The organism is Aeromonas sp. 82P, from assembly GCF_051919365.1.
In the GTDB taxonomy this organism is placed as follows: Bacteria; Pseudomonadota; Gammaproteobacteria; order Enterobacterales; family Aeromonadaceae; genus Aeromonas; species Aeromonas veronii.
The window spans coordinates 2,569,488-2,586,690 of record NZ_JBQBEV010000001.1 but is presented as its reverse complement, the minus strand read 5'-3'; the positions used below and the strand labels follow the sequence as shown (position 1 = coordinate 2,586,690).

Below are 17,203 nucleotides of genomic sequence, written 5' to 3'. Positions count from 1 at the left end.
CTGCGTTATTCGTGTTCTCTCTCCTCCTCTTTCCCTACCTGCTCTCCACGACTTCTCTGTTTAAATTTATTTGCACAAAAACTGCACATTTATGATTTAAATCACATCCGTATGACTCTCTTCTCCGTAGTGTGATCCCGCCTGCGGCAGCCGAGCCGGGGCAGCCGCACCGTCAGGATTGATGGGCGGCACAACAACAAAATAGATGTCAGGCCAAGCTGAACATCACAAGGGATCCCGTTATGAATCAATCATTGCCGCTGTTAACGCCGCTGCGGGGCATCGCTGCCCTGATGGTGGTGCTGTTCCATGCCCGCTTGCTGCTCTTCCCCCAGTGGATGGCGTCAATCGCAGGCCACACCCAACTCATCGAGAATGGCTACCTCTGGGTCGATCTGTTCTTTATTTTGAGCAGCGTGGTGCTGGCCCATGTCTATGGGGAGGCCTTCACCCGCACGCCCCGCACCGTGAGCTATGGCCGCTTTCTCTGGCTGCGGCTGACCCGCGTCTACCCCCTCTATCTTGTAACCCTGCTGTTGCTGGTTGGCTGGGAGCTTTACAAGGCGCAGCACGGAGTAGGCTTCTATGCCGGCCCCCTGTTCAAGATGTGGGAGTGGGAAGGGATGCCCCCCTTCGGCTCCCCCTTCACCCCGGCCGAGGCGCTGCCAAGCGCCTTCCTGCTGCTGCAGGTGGTAACCGATCACGGGTTGACCTGGAACTTCGCCGCCTGGTCCCTGAGCGTAGAGTGGATTAGCTACCTGCTGTTCCCGCTGCTTATTCCGCTGGCAGTGACCCGAAGTCGCTGGAGCCATCTCGCCCCCCTGCTGGCGCTAACGATACTTGCCTTTATCGTGCACAGTCGCGGCACCCTGGATGTCACCAGCGGGGCGCTGGCGGTGGGACGCGGGGTGAGTGAATTTGTGCTCGGCCTCTGGCTGCTGCCGAGGGTCAAGGCCGCGCAAGGCTTGCCCATGATGAAGCATGATCTGCCGCTGCTGGTCGCCTTTCTGCTGCCCTTCGCGCTGATGCAGTTCACCATGACGCCGCAGCTGACACTGCTGCTGATCGCCTCCTACGTGCTGCTGATCTGGATTGCCGCCGCCCAGGGGGAGCGCCGGAGTCCGCTGCTGCGCCTTTTGGATAACCGCTTCACCAACTGGCTGGGAGATCTCTCCTACTCCATCTACCTGCTCCATGCGCTGGTGCTGCTCACCGGTTGCGAACTTATCCACTATCTGGCACCGGGGCTCACCGAGTGGTGGTATGGCCAGACCAACCCGCTGCTGGGGGTAGTGGCCACCTTGCTGATGCTGGCGGTGCTGATCGGACTCTCGGCGTTGAGCTATAACCTGCTGGAGCGGCCACTGCAAAGGCGCCTGCGCCGCTGGGGCAAGTCACGGCAACCGGCGCTGGAGCAAGCCGGATAAGCTAATCTCACCCTGTCTGGATGAGTTGACGGGCTTATGCCAACTCATCCAGTACCAGTTCATCCAGACTGCTCATCACCCAGGCGCTCGGGTGCTGGCTAAATCCGAGCTTGGGGTAGTACGCCACCGCCTGCGGCGCGGCCAGCAGGATCAGCTTGCAGCCCGGCTGCAATTGCAAAAACGTCTCGCGAATAAGGGCTTTGCCAATCCCCTGCCCCTGCACCGACTCGGCCACCGCCAGATCAGAGAGGTAGCAGCAAAAATGAAAATCGGTCACCGAGCGGGCCACACCGACCAGGGTCTCGCCTTGCCAGGCGGTGATCAGCAAATTGGCGTTATCCAGCATGCCCTGCAGGGTGGCGGGATGATCCAGCGGCCGTCTCGCCCCCAGCGAGGTCTGCGCCAACAACGCCGCAAACTGCGCCGTGGTGATGGGGTGGTTAACCAAAAATGTGGTGGTCACTAAGCTCTCCTGTTGTAGATAGGCAGTTGCGTGCTGTTGGTCTCTTTGACGTTATCTTTGCTGCATCTGTACTGCAATCAATCAGCCAGCGCCGGATCCCGACCGATGACAGGGAAGTGCGGGCAATTCCCTGCTGTTTATGTGAATTCCTGTTCGAACCCCAAGGGGCAAATGTGGCATAATGCCCCGTCCTGTGGCCCTTGGCGGGGCTGCGCTGGCGCACCTTGTCGCCCTTTTCTTCCCCGTCCGGCCTGGCGGTCTTTCATAACTGCCAGTCATCGCTGCCCCTGTTGGCACCGAGGCCACCCATATTTGCGGCTTCTTGTCTTCCTTTCTACAAGGCCGCCCATTGACCAAGACGGCTCCACAGAGCCTCTGCTCTGTTTGCAAATAAAAGGGGTAAGTATGTCTTCCATTCGTCTGACCCAATACAGCCACGGCGCTGGCTGCGGCTGCAAAATCTCTCCCAAGGTACTCGACACCATACTCAAGAGCCAGATCCCGGGCTTCAACGACCCGACCCTGATCGTTGGCAACAGCAGCAAGGATGACGCGGCCGTGGTCGATATCGGCAACGGTCAGGGCATTGTCTCCACCACCGACTTCTTCATGCCCATCGTCGATGACCCCTTCACCTTTGGCCGCATTGCCGCCACCAACGCCATCAGCGATATCTACGCCATGGGCGGCAAGCCCATCGTTGCCATCGCCATCCTCGGCTGGCCCATCAATACCCTGCCAGCCGAAGTGGCCCAGCAGGTGATCGACGGCGGCCGTCAGGTGTGCCATGAAGCGGGCATTTCACTGGCCGGTGGCCACAGCATCGATGCCCCCGAGCCCATCTTCGGCCTCGCGGTGACCGGTATCGTGCCTCTGGATGCCATCAAGCAGAACGACACCGCCAAGGTGGGTGACACCCTCTATCTGACCAAGCCTCTTGGTATCGGTATCCTCACCACCGCCCAGAAGAAGGGCAAGCTGAAGCCTGAACACGAGCAACTGGCCCCCAACGCCATGTGCACCCTCAACAAGATTGGCCAGCGCTTTGCCGAACTGCCGGGTGTGCACGCCATGACCGACGTCACCGGTTTTGGTCTGGCCGGTCATCTGCTGGAGATGTGCGAAGGATCCAATGTCAGTGCCCGTCTCGACTTCAAGGCGCTGCCGCTGCTGGATGAGGTGGATTACTACCTCGCCGAGGGCTGCGTACCGGGCGGTACCCTGCGCAACCACGACTCCTACGGCCACAAGCTAGATGCCATGGACGATCGCACCCGCAACATCATGTGCGACCCGCAAACCAGCGGCGGCCTGCTGGTCGCCGTGGGTAAAGAGAGCGAAGCCGAGCTGCTCGCCATCGCGCGCGAAGCTGGGCTAGAACTCTCGCCCATCGGTCAGATCAAGCCCCTTGAGGGCTCCCGCTTTATCGAGATTGTCCAATGAGTGAATTGCCACTGGCCACGGACTACGCCCAGATTTTTTTAGGCGATGTGCCGTTGATTGATGTGCGCGCGCCCATCGAGTTCAAGGAGGGGGCCTTCCCCTGCTCGACCAGCCTGCCCTTGATGACAGACGATGAGCGCGCCCAGGTGGGGACCTGCTTCAAGAAGCAGGGTCAGGCTGCCGCCATTGAGCTTGGACACAAGCTGGTGGGGGGAGCTGTGCGTGCCGAACGACTCGAAGGCTGGCTGGCGCAGTTGCGCAAGCAGCCCGATGCCGTGCTCTACTGCTTTCGCGGCGGCCTGCGCTCGCAAACCGTACAACAGTGGCTGGCTGATGCCGGGGTGACTCGCCCCCGCGTCGCCGGTGGCTACAAGGAGCTGCGCCGCTTCCTGATCGACACCCAGGACAAGGCCTCTGCCGAGTGTCGCTGGACTGTGCTGACCGGCATGACCGGCTCCGGCAAGACCCATATGCTGGACCACGTGGCCCAGGCGCTCGATCTGGAAGGACACGCCCATCACAGGGGCTCGTCGTTTGGTCAGCTGCCCGGCGGCCAGCCCAGCAACATCAATTTTGAAAACAACATGGCCATCGAGCTGCTTAAGCGCCGCCATCAGGGCGAGCATGCCTTCGTGATCGAAGATGAGAGTCGCCTGATCGGCCGCTGCTGCCTGCCCCTCTCCCTCCATGAGGCCATGAGTCAGGCACCGCTGGTGGTGGTGGATGTACCGCAGATCGATCGCGCCGAGCAGATCCGAGAAGATTACGTGCACGATCTCTGGCTGCGCTATCAAGCCATGTATGGCCAGGAAGCCGGTTGGCCGCTGTTTGCCGCCTATCTCACCGATGCGCTGGCCCGTCTCAAGCGCCGCCTCGGCGATCAGGCCCACCGCGAGCTGGATGCCCTGATGCAAACCGCCCTTACCGAGCAGGAGAAGAGCGGCGATACCGGGCTGCATCTGGCCTGGATCACCTTGCTGCTGACCCGCTACTACGACCCCATGTATCTCTATCAGCTTGGCAACAAGCAGGAGCGCATCGTATTCCGCGGTGACAAGCAGGCCTGTCTCGACTATTTCGCCGAGCAGCATGCCAGCGCGCTGCGCGGCTGACCCATCCCAAGAGAGGAACTCTATGTTGAAATTCGAGGTGATCCCGGTCACCCAGTTCGCCCAGAACTGCTCCCTCATCTGGTGTGACGAGACCCATCAGGCCGCCCTGATCGATCCGGGCGGCGAAGCGGAAAAACTGCTGGCCGCCATCGCCAAGCGCGGCCTGACCCTGACTCATATCCTGCTGACCCACGGTCATCTGGATCATGTGGGTGCCGCCGCCGCTCTGCGGGAAAAAACCGGCGTCGCCATTACCGGCCCCCACAAGGAGGACGCCTTCTGGCTCGACATGCTGCCCCAGCAGAGCCAGATGTTCGGCTTTGCCCATACCCCCGCCTTCACGCCGGATCGCTGGCTGGAGCAGGGTGACAAGGTGCAGCTTGGCCAGTGCGAGCTGGATGTCTACTTCTGCCCCGGCCACACCCCGGGCCATATCGTGCTGCTGAGTCAGGCCGAAAAACTCGCCTGGGTTGGCGATGTGCTGTTTGCCGGCAGCATCGGCCGCACCGACTTCCCCCGTGGGGATCACGGTACGCTGATCAAGTCGATCACCGAGACCCTGCTGCCGCTGGGTGACGAAATCGTCTTTATCCCGGGCCACGGCCCCAGCTCCACCTTCGGCCGCGAGAAGGCGAGCAACCCCTACCTGACCCAGCCTATCTGGTGATCAAAAAAGGCAGCGGTGTTCCGCTGCCTTTTCCTTTTTTCTGAAGTCCTCATTGCTATAGATACAAGCGAGTCTTTATAATTCACCATGATTTGTCTCTGACCATCAAAACTTGGGAACAAAAATGTATCTTGCTTTAGCTATTGCCATATTGTTATTTATTTTTTTCCTGAAGAAGTCACGAGCCAGATATAGAATCAGAGATTACAAACGCCCAACAATCATTCATGGGATAATAATACTACTCGTTAATATTGCATTTGAAATAATATATAGAGCTGAGTTTGTCCCCATTCAGGCCAGTTACAGCAGCTTACTAACCTATGTACTGCCTCAAGTTATATACTACCTATTGTTGATCACCATTTTTTTAGTTATGGCATATAGATATGGTTTTTTCATATGGCCAGATGATAGAAATGCAATAAATAGACAGCATACAATCAATATCCCTATGTGCTTCTTGTTGACTATTTTTATAGTATGCCCATCTGCCATGCGAAATGGAATTATTGAAGCATCACCATATCTGCATGTTTGCAGTCTTATTGGTAGCGGACTTACCTCTATCTATCTTGTAATAATTTTCACTATTAAGTTCAATAAGACAATTAATGATATATAACTTTTTATTGCCATCACAGTCATGAAAAATAAGCGCGTTTATTTCTACCTCTTGTTCTTGAGCCACAATTATTTGATAAGCGACCGCAAGATATTCTGACATTTTAAATCATAAATATCCCCTGAAAATAAAAAATCCCCACCCGAGGGTGAGGATTGATTTATAGGTGCAACCGTCTGGTGGCTTATTGTGCCAACAGATGACCTACCAGCTCATGACGCCACCCTTGCAGTAGCATCGGCTTGTCGCTGCGGGCCCGCTCTTCATCGTTCATCCGCCAACTCCAGGTGAAGTACTGGTGGATGATCTTCTTGCTGGCAATCAGCTCGGGCGGAATATTGCTCGCCTTGGCCTTCTCTTCCACCATGGCCTTGATGCGCTTGAGCTCGGCCTTGTACTGGGGGAAGTCCACCAGCCGACGAATGGGCTCGGGCCAGCTGTCAGGATCGCTCTGCTGCGCCTTGGCGACAATATCGAGCATCCGCTTGCCGTGGATCTTGATCTCGATGGGCGAAAGGCCGAGCTCGTTGAGATCCCGCAGGGAGGCAGGACGACGCTCCGCCACCTTGAACAGGTGCAGCTCTTTGACCACGAAGTTGAGGGCCAGATCGCGGCGCACCGCCTCTTGCTGGCGCCAGGCGGCCAGCTCGCGCAGAATGGCGAGCTCGCGGCGACCCAGTTGCCAAGCGTTGACGATTTCAAGATATGCCTGACGGGGATCGCTGCCCTGGGTCTTGCGGGCGGAGTGGTTCTGACACTCCTGCTCGAACCAGGCAAACTTGCCGCTTTCCCGCAGTTTGGCCATCACCTTCTCGTAGAGCGGCATCAGGTAAAAGACATCCGCTGCCGCGTATTCAAGCTGACGTGGCGTAAGCGGGCGTGCCAGCCAGTCGGTGCGCGCCTGATCTTTTTCCAGCTCGACCCCGAGGAATTCATTCACCAGCGCACCAAAGCCGACCGAGACGCCGTAACCGAGAAAGGCGGTAGCAAGCTGGGTGTCGTGCATCTGGTTGGGCAGGTGGCCCGCCTGATGCTGGATAAGCTCCAGATCTTCGCCAGAGGCGTGCAGGATGGCGATCTGCCCTTCCCTGCCCAGTCGTTGCCAGAGGGCGGAGAGATCCAGCGTCAGCGGATCCAGCAGCGCCAGATGCTCGCCGTCATAGATCTGGAACAGGCCAAGCTGGGGGTAGTAGGTACGGGTGCGAACGAATTCAGTATCGATAGCCAGGGGAACGTCGGCCAGAGAAGCGAGATACTGCTCAAGTTCGTCTTGCTGAGTGATAAGTTGATAGTGCATCTGTGCCTGCGCGGTTGATCAGGGCCAAAAAGAAAAAACCGTGGGATGACCCACGGTTTTGCATAACGACGGTGCTGGTTTGCAGAAGATTCTGCAGCCGCAGTCCGGTTATTGCTTGGCAATCTCCTCGTCGCGCAGTACGCGGCGCAGGATCTTGCCCACATTGGTCTTGGGAAGTTCGTCACGAAATTCTACCAGTTTCGGCACCTTATAGGCAGTCAGATGTTTGCGACAGTGGGCAATAATCTCGTCCTCCTGCAATTTTGCATCTTTCTTGACCACAAAGATCTTCACCAGCTCGCCGGAGACCTTGTGTGGCACGCCGACCGCGGCCACTTCCAGTACTTTCGGGTGCAGGGCAACGACATCTTCGATCTCGTTCGGATAGACGTTGAAACCGGAGACCAGGATCATGTCCTTCTTGCGGTCAACGATCTTGAAGAAGCCCTGCTCGTCGCACACCGCGATATCACCGGTACAGAGCCAGCCATCCTGCATCACTTCGGCGGTCGCCTCGGGACGTTGCCAGTAGCCCACCATCACCTGCGGGCCGCGCACCTGCATCTCGCCCGGGGTGCCGAGAGCGTGGATCACCTGACCGTTGTCATCTACCAGACGGATCTCGGTAGAGCAGACCGGCAAACCGATGGAGCCGTTGTAATCGGTCAGATCGTAGGGACAGACGCTCACCAGTGGCGAACACTCAGTCAGGCCATAGCCTTCCAGCAGCGGAGTGTCGGTCAGTGTCTTCCACTTCTCCGCAACCGCACGCTGCACTGCCATGCCGCCGCCGATGGTGAGCTTGAGCTTGTCAAAGGCGATCCCCTGAAACTCTTCGTTGTTGACCAGCGCATTGAACAGGGTGTTGACCCCGGTAATGCAGGTGAAGGGATACTTCTTGATCTCTTTGACAAACCCCGGGATGTCGCGCGGGTTGCTGATCAGCAGGTTGTAACCGCCGATACGCATAAAGAGCAGGCAGTTCACGGTCAGGGCGAAGACGTGATAGAGCGGCAACGCGGTGACCACGAACTCCTTGCCACGCTCCAGCATGGGGCCATAGACGCCGAGGCACTGCTCGACGTTGGCAATCATGTTGCGATGGGTCAGCATGGCCCCTTTGGAGAGGCCGGTGGTGCCACCGGTGTACTGCAGGAAGGCGAGATCGTCGTTGGTGATCTCCGGCTTGATGTACTGCAGGAAACGCCCCTTGGAGAGGGCCTGACGCATGGTAGTGGCGTGGGGCAGATTGTATTTCGGCACCAGCTTCTTGACGTACTTGACCACGAAGTTGACCAGGGTGCCCTTGGCCAGCCCCAGGTTATCCCCCATCCGGGTCAGGATAACGTGCTTGATCGGGGTGTCGTAGACCACTTTTTCCAGGGTATGGGCGAAGTTGGAGACGATAACGATGGCTTTGGCACCGGAGTCCTTGAGCTGATGCTCCAGCTCACGCGGGGTATAGAGCGGGTTGACGTTGACCACTATCATGCCGGCACGCAGGATGCCGAACACGGCGATGGGGTATTGCAGCAGATTCGGCATCATCACCGCGACCCGATCACCCTTCTCCAATTTCAGCTCGTTTTGCAGGTAGGCAGCAAAGGCGCGGGACTGCTCTTCCAGTCGGCGGTAGGTGATGGTTTGGCCCATATTGACGAAGGCGGGCTGATCGGCAAACTGGGTCACCGAGGATTCGAACATCTCGACCAGGGAGCTGTATTGGTCTGGATTGATCTCGGCGGGGACCCCTTCCGGATAACGTTTCAGCCAGACTTTTTCCACAAACTTCTCCTGCATAACTAGCACCTGTGCGCTCACTGTGTTGCCTCCGTCCCGGTTCACATCCATTTTAATCGGTTGTTTTAAGCTGATGCTCTAATGCCGCACATATTTACACAGCGCAACATCAATTAACAGCAAATTAACAACAGAAAAATGTGAGGGAGAAAACAAACCTGGAATTATTGAAAGCTGGCGATTCTACCGAACTTGACAAAACTTTACGATACAAACGGCCGTATCAACCGAATTTTCCATATGAAAATGATGGTTTCCACCCAATATGACCCGCTCGATCTGCTGGAAGGCATCCTGACGGGCCTGCCATTGGGCTTCAAGCGCAGCAAAGCCCTGCTCCCCCTGAATCAACAGCACAGGACAACGGATAGCCGCCATCAATGCACGAGCCTGTCCTTCGCTCATTCTCAGGGGCGACAGATCCCGCAAACGGGGGTCGCTGCGCCAGTGCCAGCGCCCTGCCCGCTCTTCAAGCTGCCGCTCACAGATAAGACGCGCCGCCTGCGACGTGATATCCGCCACTTTGCAACGGGCGGCGACAGCCTCATCGATGGAGGCAAAGCCGTTGGCACTGCGCACCCGAGTGCGACTGCGGTTTAAAATCGCACGTCGCAGCTGGGCAGGTACCTCCTCATCGGGTTGGCTCAGCGGCCCCAGCCCCTCCAGCATGATCAACCGCTCCACCTGTTCGGGGAACACCCCGGCATAGGCGGAGGCGATCAACGCCCCGAGGGAGTGACCGAGCAGAGTGAAGCGCGACCACCCTGCCGCCTGCACGATCTGGTAGAGATCGTCCAGCCAGTCGACAAAGACATAAGGGGTGGTTTTGTGATCGGAGTGACCGTGCCCCGGCAGATCGACACAGATGAGGTGAAAATCCCCCAGATGGGGCGCCAGCGGCAAGAAGCTGGCACTGTTGTCGAGCCAGCCATGCAAGGCGATCAGCAGGGGTTTGCCCTGCTGATCATGCTCCGCAGACTGGTTATCCATCAGGGCTATCCACCGCCCATCAGCCAGGGTCAGCAGACGTTCGTACAGAGTACTCATCATGGGGTTGATCATGGCAACCCTTAGCGACGCAGCGGCCGTCTCGGCCAGAAGGGATCATAGAAGGGGTCGTAGAAGTAGGGGTCCATATAGCGCACCTCCACCTCCTTGACTGGCGGCCACAGCTTGCTGCCCGTCACATTGAGCACCGAGAAGCGGTACTTGTGCTCGCCAATCTGGCTATCCACCGGTTTGCCTATGGTGCCAAGCACCGTCAGACTGCGCCCCTTGGCGTAGAGGGTCGGATCGACAAAACCCTTCATGATAGCCAGAAAACGGCCCGGGCTCTGCTCGGTCTGCTCCGGCACACCGTTGGATTTAAGCGGCAGATAGACTACTTCAATAACACTCTGATCCGCCTTGTTGTGCACCGCCGAGATAACGCCGCTCCAGCGGGCCGGTTTGCCCTCCATGCCGCCAAGGGCTGGCTGATAGGCCACCAGCTGGTTTTCGGGCTCATAAGCCAGCTCTTTGGGGACCGAGCTGCAGGCCCCGAGCAGCAGAGCCAGCGCCCCGACCACCATAGTGCGTTTCATCATGTCGCTTCTGCTATTACGCATCATGTCACTCTCCTGTTGCCGGCGTGGCCCGTCGGGCCACCCGCTTTTATTGCAGCTGATGAGCGGCAAGAGCGACATGACGTCAGCGCTCCTGCCCTTATTCGCGACCCGGCAGTTTTTTCCAGGTCACCTTGTCACGCAAATAGACCGGTGTTGCTTGTTCAACCGGTACCGCCTCCCCCGCCAGCCAGGCGGCGCGGGCCAGCGGCAACATGTCTTCTGCAGCCGGGAAACGCACCTGGCTCACCGCCAGCTCATCGGCCAGACCACTCAGGGTCTCGCCATAGGTTTCAAAACCGGTGCCGACGCAGGTCACAAGGCCCGCAAGCTTGCCACGGACGTCAACAAGTGCCGCCGGTTCGCTCACCACCTCGTCCCCCACCAGCTGCATGCGGCCATCAATCAGCTCATAGCGGCCGAAATAGACCTCGTTCATCCGCGCATCGATGGCGGTCAGCACCTGCTCGGCGCCATCCAGTCGATAGGCGCCTTGCGCCATGGCGGCCAGGGTCGAGATGCCAATCAGCGGCACTCCCGCGCCAAACGCCAAACCTTGCGCCACACTGATGCCGATCCGCACGCCGGTAAAGGAGCCCGGGCCGCGGCCGAACGCGATGGCATCGAGGTCACTCAAACTTATCCCGGCATCCTCTAACACAGCCTGAACCATGGGCAGGATTTTTCGGGTGTGATCCCGTGGCGCCTCCTCCCAGCGGGAGAACAGCTTGTCACCCACCAGCAGGGCGGCGGAGCAGGCTTCGGTGGCGGTATCTACGGCCAGGATCTTCAACTCGTTCATGCTTTCCAATCTCTATAAAATCAGTCAATTACATAACCGGCAAGCGAGATATGCTCACCCGTTGTTCAAATCTGTTAGCTGGCGGCAAACTTATTCACCGCGATCGAAAAAGCTCCCCAGCGTCCCCAACTCCCGGGTGCGAGGAATGGCGGGCAGACTCTTGATAAAGGTGGCGCCGTAAGGTTTGTTGACCATCCGTGGATCACAGATCACCAGCACCCCGTGATCACTGCGATCACGAATGAGCCGCCCCACCCCCTGTTTGAGGGCGATCACCGCCTTGGGCAACTGCAGCTCAGCGAAGGGATCCCCCCCCTTGAGCTTGCAATCATCCACCCGCGCCTTGAGCAGCGGATCATCGGGGCTGGCAAACGGCAGCTTGTCGATGATAACACACGACAACGCCGCCCCTCGCACGTCGATCCCCTCCCAGAAACTGCTGGTCGCCACCAGCACGGCACGGCCATTCTCGACAAACTCCTTGAGCAGCCGCTGCTTGTTGTCCTCCCCCTGCAACAAGACGGTTCGGCCAATCTCCCGGCGCAGCACCTCGGCTACCTGACGCATCACCTGATGGCTGGTGCAGAGGAAGAAACAGCCCCCCGGCGTCTTGTTTATGAGCGGGATCATCAGATTGGCCAGCTGCTCGCCACGGCCAAAGGCGTTGGGCTCCGGCAGATAGCGGGGCACACAGAGCCGCGCCTGCTCGCCATAGTCGAACGGACTGTCGAGGATCAACTCGGCGCTGCCCGCCAGCCCCAGCTCGGCTTTGAAGTGATCAAACCGCATATCCACCGTCAGGGTGGCGGAGGTGAAGACCCAGGCCACTTCCGGTCTTTGCACCTCGGCACTGAATCTCTCGGCCACCGACAGCGGCGTCAGATTGAGGGTGAAATGAAGCCGTGAGCAATCGTACCAGTATGAGAAACCGGTCTGGTTGACCGCCAGCACTTCACCCAGGCGGGTGCGCAGTTCACTGATCCGTTCGAAGGCGTGATCCAGCTGCTCGCCACGGCCGAGAGCGAGTTTCAGCACCTCGTAGCAGAGCCCGATGGCGTCGTTAAGACGAGCCAGAGCCTGCCCCCAGAGCGGCTGGCGCAGCATGTCGCGGGTATTACCGCGACCGCCATCCACCCCGAAGGCGAGCCGCAGATCCTGACTGGCGATAGCGAGCCGGTCCGCCGCCTTGCCGAGCTGGGCCATGTCGTGCGCCTCTGCCCGATAGGCCAGCTGGATATCCTGCGCCAGATCCTGAATCGTTCGGCTGCCTACCGACTTGCCGAAGTAGTTGGTGGCGATCTCCGGCAGCTGGTGCGCCTCGTCAAAGACATAGACTTGCGCTTCGGGCACCAACTCACCAAATCCGGTGTCTTTCACCGCCATATCGGCGAAGAAGAGGTGGTGGTTGATCACCACCACCTGGGCATCCATGGCGCGGCGTCGGGCCACCACCAAATGGCAGTCGTCGTAATAGGGGCAGTCTCGACCGAGGCAGTTGTCGTTGGTGCTGGTGACGTGGGCGAGGATCTCGGCGTTCTCCTGCAATCCCGGAATATCCCCCACATCGCCGTTATCGGTGGCGGTGGACCAGGATTTGACCTTCACCAGATCGTTCAGGATTTCAGGCTTTTGCAGATGGGATTCGCTCAAGAGCCGGTTCATCCGCTCGATGCAGAGATAGTTGCTGCGCCCCTTGAGCAAGGCCACCGGCGGGGTGTAGGAGAGCGCGCCTGTGATGGTCGGGAGATCCCGATAGAAGAGCTGCTCCTGCAGGTTCTTGGAGCCGGTGCTGATCACCACCCGCTTGCCGGATTCCAGCGCAGGCACCAAATAGGCGTAGGTCTTGCCGGTACCGGTCCCCGCCTCCACCAGCAGACGGCCACCACTCTTGATGGCGCGCGCGACCGCCTCGGCCATCTCCAGTTGGGGAGCGCGGGCTTTGAAACCGTCGATATGGCTGGCCAGAGGGCCATCTGGCTTGAACAGGGTCTGGATGGTCAAAAGGGCGTCCCGCAGCAAAAGCGGCCATTATGCCAAAAGCGGGGCAAAAGCGGGACAGATAATCTGCCTAGACGAACAGATCGATCTGATGCTCGGGGTCCGGCTTGTGATCACCCTCCTCCACCTTGGGCTGATCACGCTTGGCGGGCGTGCTATACGCCTGCTGGCGCTGCTGGGAGTCACTGTTGTCAGTGCTGGTCTTGCGCAGCTGATGCTTCTTGCTGATCTGGTTCACTTCCCGCTTGATCTCTTCGCTGCCGGGCGCGGCAGGCGCCCGGGGCAAAATGGGGAACAACAGGTCCTGGCTGGGCATGATGGCGACTCCTGCAGGGGTTATTGTCTAGTTATCGACCAGAAAACCGTTTTCGCCACTTTAATCGATCAAATCACAATTTCGGGTTGCATTTTCTGTCAAGGCAGGTAGTTTAAATCAGGCGTCAATTACGACATCTTATTTTGTAAAGGATTGATTACATGAAGTTCACCACCCTGAAGACTCATCACCACCATCATCATCCCGACTAGTCTTTCAGGAGGTTGACTGCTGGAAGACACTTAACTGGTGACTTCCAAAAGGACCGCAAGATTCATAAACCCTCGGAAGCACCCACTTCCGAGGGTTTTTTCGTTTTTGACTAGAAGGAAATCGAGCAAATGGAAACACAACGTCTGCGTATCGCCATGCAAAAGTCCGGTCGTCTGAGCCAGGACTCCCAAGCCCTGTTCAAGAGCTGTGGCCTCAAGATCAACCTGCGCGAGCAGCGCCTTATCGCTCATGTCGAGAACATGCCCATCGATATCCTGCGGGTGCGTGATGACGACATCCCGGGTCTGGTGATGGAAGGGGTGGTCGATCTTGGCATCATCGGCGAAAACGTGCTGGAAGAGGTGCAGCTTATTCGCGCCTCACAGGGCCTGCCATTCGAGGTCAAGACCCTCAAGCAGCTGGACTTTGGTGGCTGCCGCCTCTCGCTGGCGGTGCCGGAAGATGTGACCTACACAGGGCCAGAAAGCCTTGCCGGCAAACGCATCGCCACCTCCTACCCCGGGCTGCTCAAGCGCTTCTTTGACGAAAAGGGGCTCGGCTTCAAGAGCGTGATGCTGGGCGGCTCGGTGGAAGTGGCACCCCGAGCGGGCTTGGCTGATGCCATCTGCGATCTGGTCTCCACCGGCGCGACCCTGGAAGCTAACGGCCTAAAAGAGGTAGAGGTGATCTACCGCTCCAAGGCGGTACTGGTACAGGCTCCCAACCCCTTGTCCGATGCCAAGCAGAAGCTCATCGACAAACTGCTGCCCCGCATTCAGGGGATGCAGCAGGCCCGCGAGAGCAAATACATCATGCTGCACGCGCCCAAAGACAAGCTCGATGCTATCACCGATCTGCTGCCGGGTGCCGAGCGCCCCACCATCATGCAACTGGCCGGTGACACCAATCAGGTGGCGCTGCACGTCGTCTCCAGCGAGACCCTGTTCTGGGAGACCATGGAGCAGCTCAAGGCTCTGGGTGCCAGCTCCATTCTGGTGCTGCCCATCGAAAAGATGATGGAATAAGGAAGGGATATCATGCAGACCCTGATCTGGAAGACCCTCTCCCCTGCCCAGCAGGCCGACGTGCTGACCCGACCGGCCTTGAGTGACGAGGCCGATATCGGCCTCGTGGTGCGGGATATCATCGCCGCGGTACGTAGCCGTGGCGATGAGGCCCTGCGCGAGCTGAGCCTGCGCTTCGAGCGCGCCCCCCGTGAGCAGCTGCGCGTTAGCGAGGCCGAAATTGAAGCCGCCTGCGCGCGGCTGGATGACGACATCAAAAACGCCATCGAAGCGGCCATTGCCAATATTCGCACCTTCCACGCTGCGCAAGTGCAGCCGGTGGTACGAGTGGAAACCCAGCCCGGGGTGGTGTGCGAGCTGCGCACCCAGCCCATCAGTCGGGTCGGCCTCTATGTGCCGGGGGGTAGCGCGCCACTTCCCTCCACCGTGATGATGCTGGCTATTCCGGCTGCTATCGCCGGTTGCCGTGAAGTGGTGCTCTGCACCCCGTCCCCCGCCAGCGACGAGATCCTTTTTGCCGCCCGCGCCTGCGGCGTCGAGAAGGTGTTCGCCATCGGCGGCGCCCAGGCCATCGCCGCCATGGCTTACGGCACCGAGAGCATCCCCAAAGTGGACAAGATCTTCGGCCCGGGCAACGCCTATGTGACCGAAGCCAAGGGGCAGGTATCCAGCGACTGGCGCGGCGCCGCCATCGATATGCCCGCTGGCCCCTCCGAGGTGCTGGTGATCGCCGACGAGAGCGCCAACCCCGCCTTCGTGGCGGCGGATCTGCTCTCCCAGGCCGAGCATGGCCCCGACAGTCAGGTGGTGCTGGTGACTACCTCACCGCTGCTGGCCGATGCCATCGCAGGGGAAATAAAAAGCCAGCTGGCCAAGTTGAGCCGCCGCGATATCGCCTCGCAGGCGCTGGGCTCAAGTCTGGTGATCCTCTGTGACGATCTGGCCGAGGCGTGTGCCATCTCCAACGCCTACGCGCCGGAACACCTGATTGTGCAGACCCGCGCCCCCCGCGAGCTGCTGGACCAGCTTGAGAATGCCGGTTCCATCTTTCTGGGAGCATGGACCCCGGAATCAGTCGGCGATTACGCCAGCGGCACCAACCACACCCTGCCCACCTATGGCTATGCCCGCACCTGCTCCAGCCTTGGCCTCGCCGATTATCAGCGCCGCTACACGGTGCAGGAGTTGAGCGAGCGCGGCATTCAGGGCCTTGGCCCCATCGTCGAGCGCATTTCTCAGGCCGAAGGGCTCGATGGCCACAAAAATGCCGTCACCCTCAGATTGAACGCCCTGGCCGCCGCGCCCCAACCAACAGCACAGCAGAAGGATTTGTCATGAACATTGCCAATCTGGCGCGCCGCGTGGTGCGGGCCCTCACCCCCTACCAATCCGCCCGCCGCATCGGCGGCAAGGGCCACGTCTGGCTCAACGCCAACGAGGCGCCACAGGCCTATCCCTTCACCATCGAGGGAAGCCGCCTCAACCGCTACCCCGAGTGCCAACCGGCAGAGGTGGTGAACGGCTATGCCGCCTATGCCGGGGTTAATCCCGATCAGGTGCTGGTGAGCCGCGGCGCCGACGAGGCCATCGAGCTGCTTATTCGCACCTTCTGCGAAGCGGGTGAAGATCAGATCCTTATCTGCCCGCCCACCTACGGCATGTACGCCATCAGCGCCGAGACCTGCGGCGTCGGTATCGTCGAGCAGCCGCTAACCGCCAGCCGCCAGCCGGACTGGCCCGCCATCGCGGACCGTCTGTCTGATGTGAAACTGGTGTTTCTCTGCTCCCCCAACAACCCCACCGGGGATCTGGTGGGGCGCGACGGCCTTATCGCCCTGCTGGAGAAGGCGCGGGATCGCGCCATCGTGGTGGTGGACGAAGCCTATATCGAGTTCTGCCCCGAGGCGTCCGTGGTGGACCTGCTGGCCCGCTTCCCCAATCTGGTGGTGACCCGCACCCTCTCCAAGGCTTTTGCGCTGGCGGGGATCCGCTGCGGCTTTACGCTGGCAAGCCCCGAGGTGATCGCCATGCTGGCCAAGGTGATCGCCCCCTATCCCATCCCCGAGCCCATCGCCCAGATCGCGGCGCAAGCACTCTCCCCCATGGGGCTGGAGCTGATGCGCGAGCGAGTGGCAGAGCTCAACAAGCAAAAAGCCGCCTTCAAGGCTGAGCTGGCAAAGCTTGCCTGCGTGAAGGAAGTATTCGAGGACAAAGGCAACTTCGTGCTGGTGCGCTTTGTGGATGGCGCCACCGTCTTTGCCGCCATGAAGGCCGCTGGCATCATACTGCGGGATTTCTCGACCAAACCCGGCTTGGATAACAGCATTCGCGTCACCATCGGCTATCAGGGCGAGATGGATGCCGTGCTGGCGGTATTGCGTGATCTGCCCTCTCCCACTTTGTAAGACAAG

Annotated in this window: 15 protein-coding genes and 1 other annotated feature; of the genes, 7 read left to right on the top strand and 8 right to left on the bottom strand. The window is 59.2% G+C overall.

The window, feature by feature from the left end; translation table 11 throughout:
- Positions 1-242 precede the first annotated feature (242 nt).
- Positions 243-1,427, top strand: a complete 1,185-nt coding sequence (locus tag ACTG2S_RS11750) for an acyltransferase family protein (RefSeq protein ID WP_439982550.1) — start codon at positions 243-245, stop codon at positions 1,425-1,427.
- 34 nt (positions 1,428-1,461) lie between these two features.
- Here the strand turns inward: ACTG2S_RS11750 and ACTG2S_RS11745 are convergent, their stop codons facing one another.
- Positions 1,462-1,890, bottom strand: coding sequence for a GNAT family N-acetyltransferase (locus tag ACTG2S_RS11745; RefSeq protein ID WP_139410169.1), 429 nt, complete (start codon positions 1,888-1,890; stop codon positions 1,462-1,464).
- A gap of 405 nt (positions 1,891-2,295) precedes the next feature.
- Between ACTG2S_RS11745 and selD the strand changes: the two genes are divergently transcribed.
- The 3 genes from selD to ACTG2S_RS11730 are packed head-to-tail and all read left to right on the top strand — an operon-like array spanning position 2,296 to position 5,112.
- Positions 2,296-3,333 carry a selenide, water dikinase SelD gene (selD, locus tag ACTG2S_RS11740; protein ID WP_088868923.1) on the top strand — a complete coding sequence of 346 codons (1,038 nt, stop codon included), beginning with the start codon at positions 2,296-2,298 and terminating at the stop codon, positions 3,331-3,333.
- Positions 3,330-4,445 (top strand): tRNA 2-selenouridine(34) synthase MnmH, encoded by a 1,116-nt coding sequence (gene mnmH / locus ACTG2S_RS11735; protein ID WP_274161442.1) that lies wholly within the window; start codon positions 3,330-3,332, stop codon positions 4,443-4,445. Before selD ends, mnmH begins: the two co-directional genes overlap by 4 nt.
- A gap of 22 nt (positions 4,446-4,467) precedes the next feature.
- A complete protein-coding gene (locus ACTG2S_RS11730) occupies positions 4,468-5,112 on the top strand; it encodes an MBL fold metallo-hydrolase (RefSeq protein WP_274161441.1) in 645 nt (214 codons plus the stop codon).
- A gap of 809 nt (positions 5,113-5,921) precedes the next feature.
- Here ACTG2S_RS11730 and rnd read toward each other — a convergent pair.
- The 7 genes from rnd to ACTG2S_RS11695 form a co-directional block, all read right to left on the bottom strand.
- On the bottom strand, positions 5,922-7,034 hold the full coding sequence (gene rnd / locus ACTG2S_RS11725) for a ribonuclease D (protein WP_019446433.1): 1,113 nt from the start codon (positions 7,032-7,034) through the stop codon (positions 5,922-5,924).
- 108 nt (positions 7,035-7,142) lie between these two features.
- The gene (gene fadD / locus ACTG2S_RS11720; protein WP_085942148.1) at positions 7,143-8,819 is read right to left on the bottom strand and encodes a long-chain-fatty-acid--CoA ligase FadD; all 1,677 of its coding nucleotides are present in this window, start codon (positions 8,817-8,819) and stop codon (positions 7,143-7,145) included.
- Positions 8,820-9,017: 198 nt separating this feature from the next.
- Positions 9,018-9,884 carry an alpha/beta fold hydrolase gene (locus tag ACTG2S_RS11715; protein ID WP_274161410.1) on the bottom strand — a complete coding sequence of 289 codons (867 nt, stop codon included), beginning with the start codon at positions 9,882-9,884 and terminating at the stop codon, positions 9,018-9,020.
- 20 nt (positions 9,885-9,904) lie between these two features.
- Positions 9,905-10,420 (bottom strand): Slp family lipoprotein, encoded by a 516-nt coding sequence (locus tag ACTG2S_RS11710; RefSeq protein WP_021230054.1) that lies wholly within the window; start codon positions 10,418-10,420, stop codon positions 9,905-9,907.
- 118 nt (positions 10,421-10,538) lie between these two features.
- A complete protein-coding gene (gene tsaB / locus ACTG2S_RS11705) occupies positions 10,539-11,240 on the bottom strand; it encodes a tRNA (adenosine(37)-N6)-threonylcarbamoyltransferase complex dimerization subunit type 1 TsaB (protein WP_204483576.1) in 702 nt (233 codons plus the stop codon).
- A gap of 90 nt (positions 11,241-11,330) precedes the next feature.
- Positions 11,331-13,241: an ATP-dependent DNA helicase gene (locus tag ACTG2S_RS11700; protein ID WP_058056828.1), complete on the bottom strand. Its 1,911-nt coding sequence runs from the start codon at positions 13,239-13,241 to the stop codon at positions 11,331-11,333.
- Between the two features lie 67 nt (positions 13,242-13,308).
- The gene (locus tag ACTG2S_RS11695) at positions 13,309-13,554 is read right to left on the bottom strand and encodes a hypothetical protein (RefSeq protein WP_106843672.1); all 246 of its coding nucleotides are present in this window, start codon (positions 13,552-13,554) and stop codon (positions 13,309-13,311) included.
- Between the two features lie 187 nt (positions 13,555-13,741).
- Positions 13,742-13,870: a sequence feature (His leader region), on the top strand.
- A gap of 25 nt (positions 13,871-13,895) precedes the next feature.
- Here ACTG2S_RS11695 and hisG point away from each other — a divergent pair.
- The 3 genes from hisG to hisC are packed head-to-tail and all read left to right on the top strand — an operon-like array spanning position 13,896 to position 17,197.
- Positions 13,896-14,792, top strand: a complete 897-nt coding sequence (hisG, locus tag ACTG2S_RS11690; protein WP_071910208.1) for an ATP phosphoribosyltransferase — start codon at positions 13,896-13,898, stop codon at positions 14,790-14,792.
- Between the two features lie 12 nt (positions 14,793-14,804).
- Positions 14,805-16,130, top strand: a complete 1,326-nt coding sequence (hisD, locus tag ACTG2S_RS11685; RefSeq protein ID WP_274161411.1) for a histidinol dehydrogenase — start codon at positions 14,805-14,807, stop codon at positions 16,128-16,130.
- Complete coding sequence (hisC, locus tag ACTG2S_RS11680) at positions 16,127-17,197, top strand: histidinol-phosphate transaminase (RefSeq protein ID WP_274161412.1); 1,071 nt, start codon at positions 16,127-16,129, stop codon at positions 17,195-17,197. The genes hisD and hisC overlap by 4 nt, the downstream gene beginning before the upstream one ends.
- Positions 17,198-17,203 lie beyond the last annotated feature (6 nt).

Excerpts from the sequence above, each read along its gene's own strand:
- rnd (WP_019446433.1), bottom strand. The coding sequence starts at position 7,034 with ATGCACTATCAACTTATCACTCAGCAAGACGAACTTGAGCAGTATCTC.
- mnmH (WP_274161442.1), top strand. The coding sequence starts at position 3,330 with ATGAGTGAATTGCCACTGGCCACGGACTACGCCCAGATTTTTTTAGGC.
- hisC (WP_274161412.1), top strand. The coding sequence starts at position 16,127 with ATGAACATTGCCAATCTGGCGCGCCGCGTGGTGCGGGCCCTCACCCCC.
- ACTG2S_RS11750 (WP_439982550.1), top strand. The coding sequence starts at position 243 with ATGAATCAATCATTGCCGCTGTTAACGCCGCTGCGGGGCATCGCTGCC.
- tsaB (WP_204483576.1), bottom strand. The coding sequence starts at position 11,240 with ATGAACGAGTTGAAGATCCTGGCCGTAGATACCGCCACCGAAGCCTGC.
- selD (WP_088868923.1), top strand. The coding sequence starts at position 2,296 with ATGTCTTCCATTCGTCTGACCCAATACAGCCACGGCGCTGGCTGCGGC.
- ACTG2S_RS11730 (WP_274161441.1), top strand. The coding sequence starts at position 4,468 with ATGTTGAAATTCGAGGTGATCCCGGTCACCCAGTTCGCCCAGAACTGC.
- hisD (WP_274161411.1), top strand. The coding sequence starts at position 14,805 with ATGCAGACCCTGATCTGGAAGACCCTCTCCCCTGCCCAGCAGGCCGAC.
- ACTG2S_RS11695 (WP_106843672.1), bottom strand. The coding sequence starts at position 13,554 with ATGCCCAGCCAGGACCTGTTGTTCCCCATTTTGCCCCGGGCGCCTGCC.
- hisG (WP_071910208.1), top strand. The coding sequence starts at position 13,896 with ATGGAAACACAACGTCTGCGTATCGCCATGCAAAAGTCCGGTCGTCTG.
- ACTG2S_RS11715 (WP_274161410.1), bottom strand. The coding sequence starts at position 9,884 with ATGATGAGTACTCTGTACGAACGTCTGCTGACCCTGGCTGATGGGCGG.
- ACTG2S_RS11710 (WP_021230054.1), bottom strand. The coding sequence starts at position 10,420 with ATGATGAAACGCACTATGGTGGTCGGGGCGCTGGCTCTGCTGCTCGGG.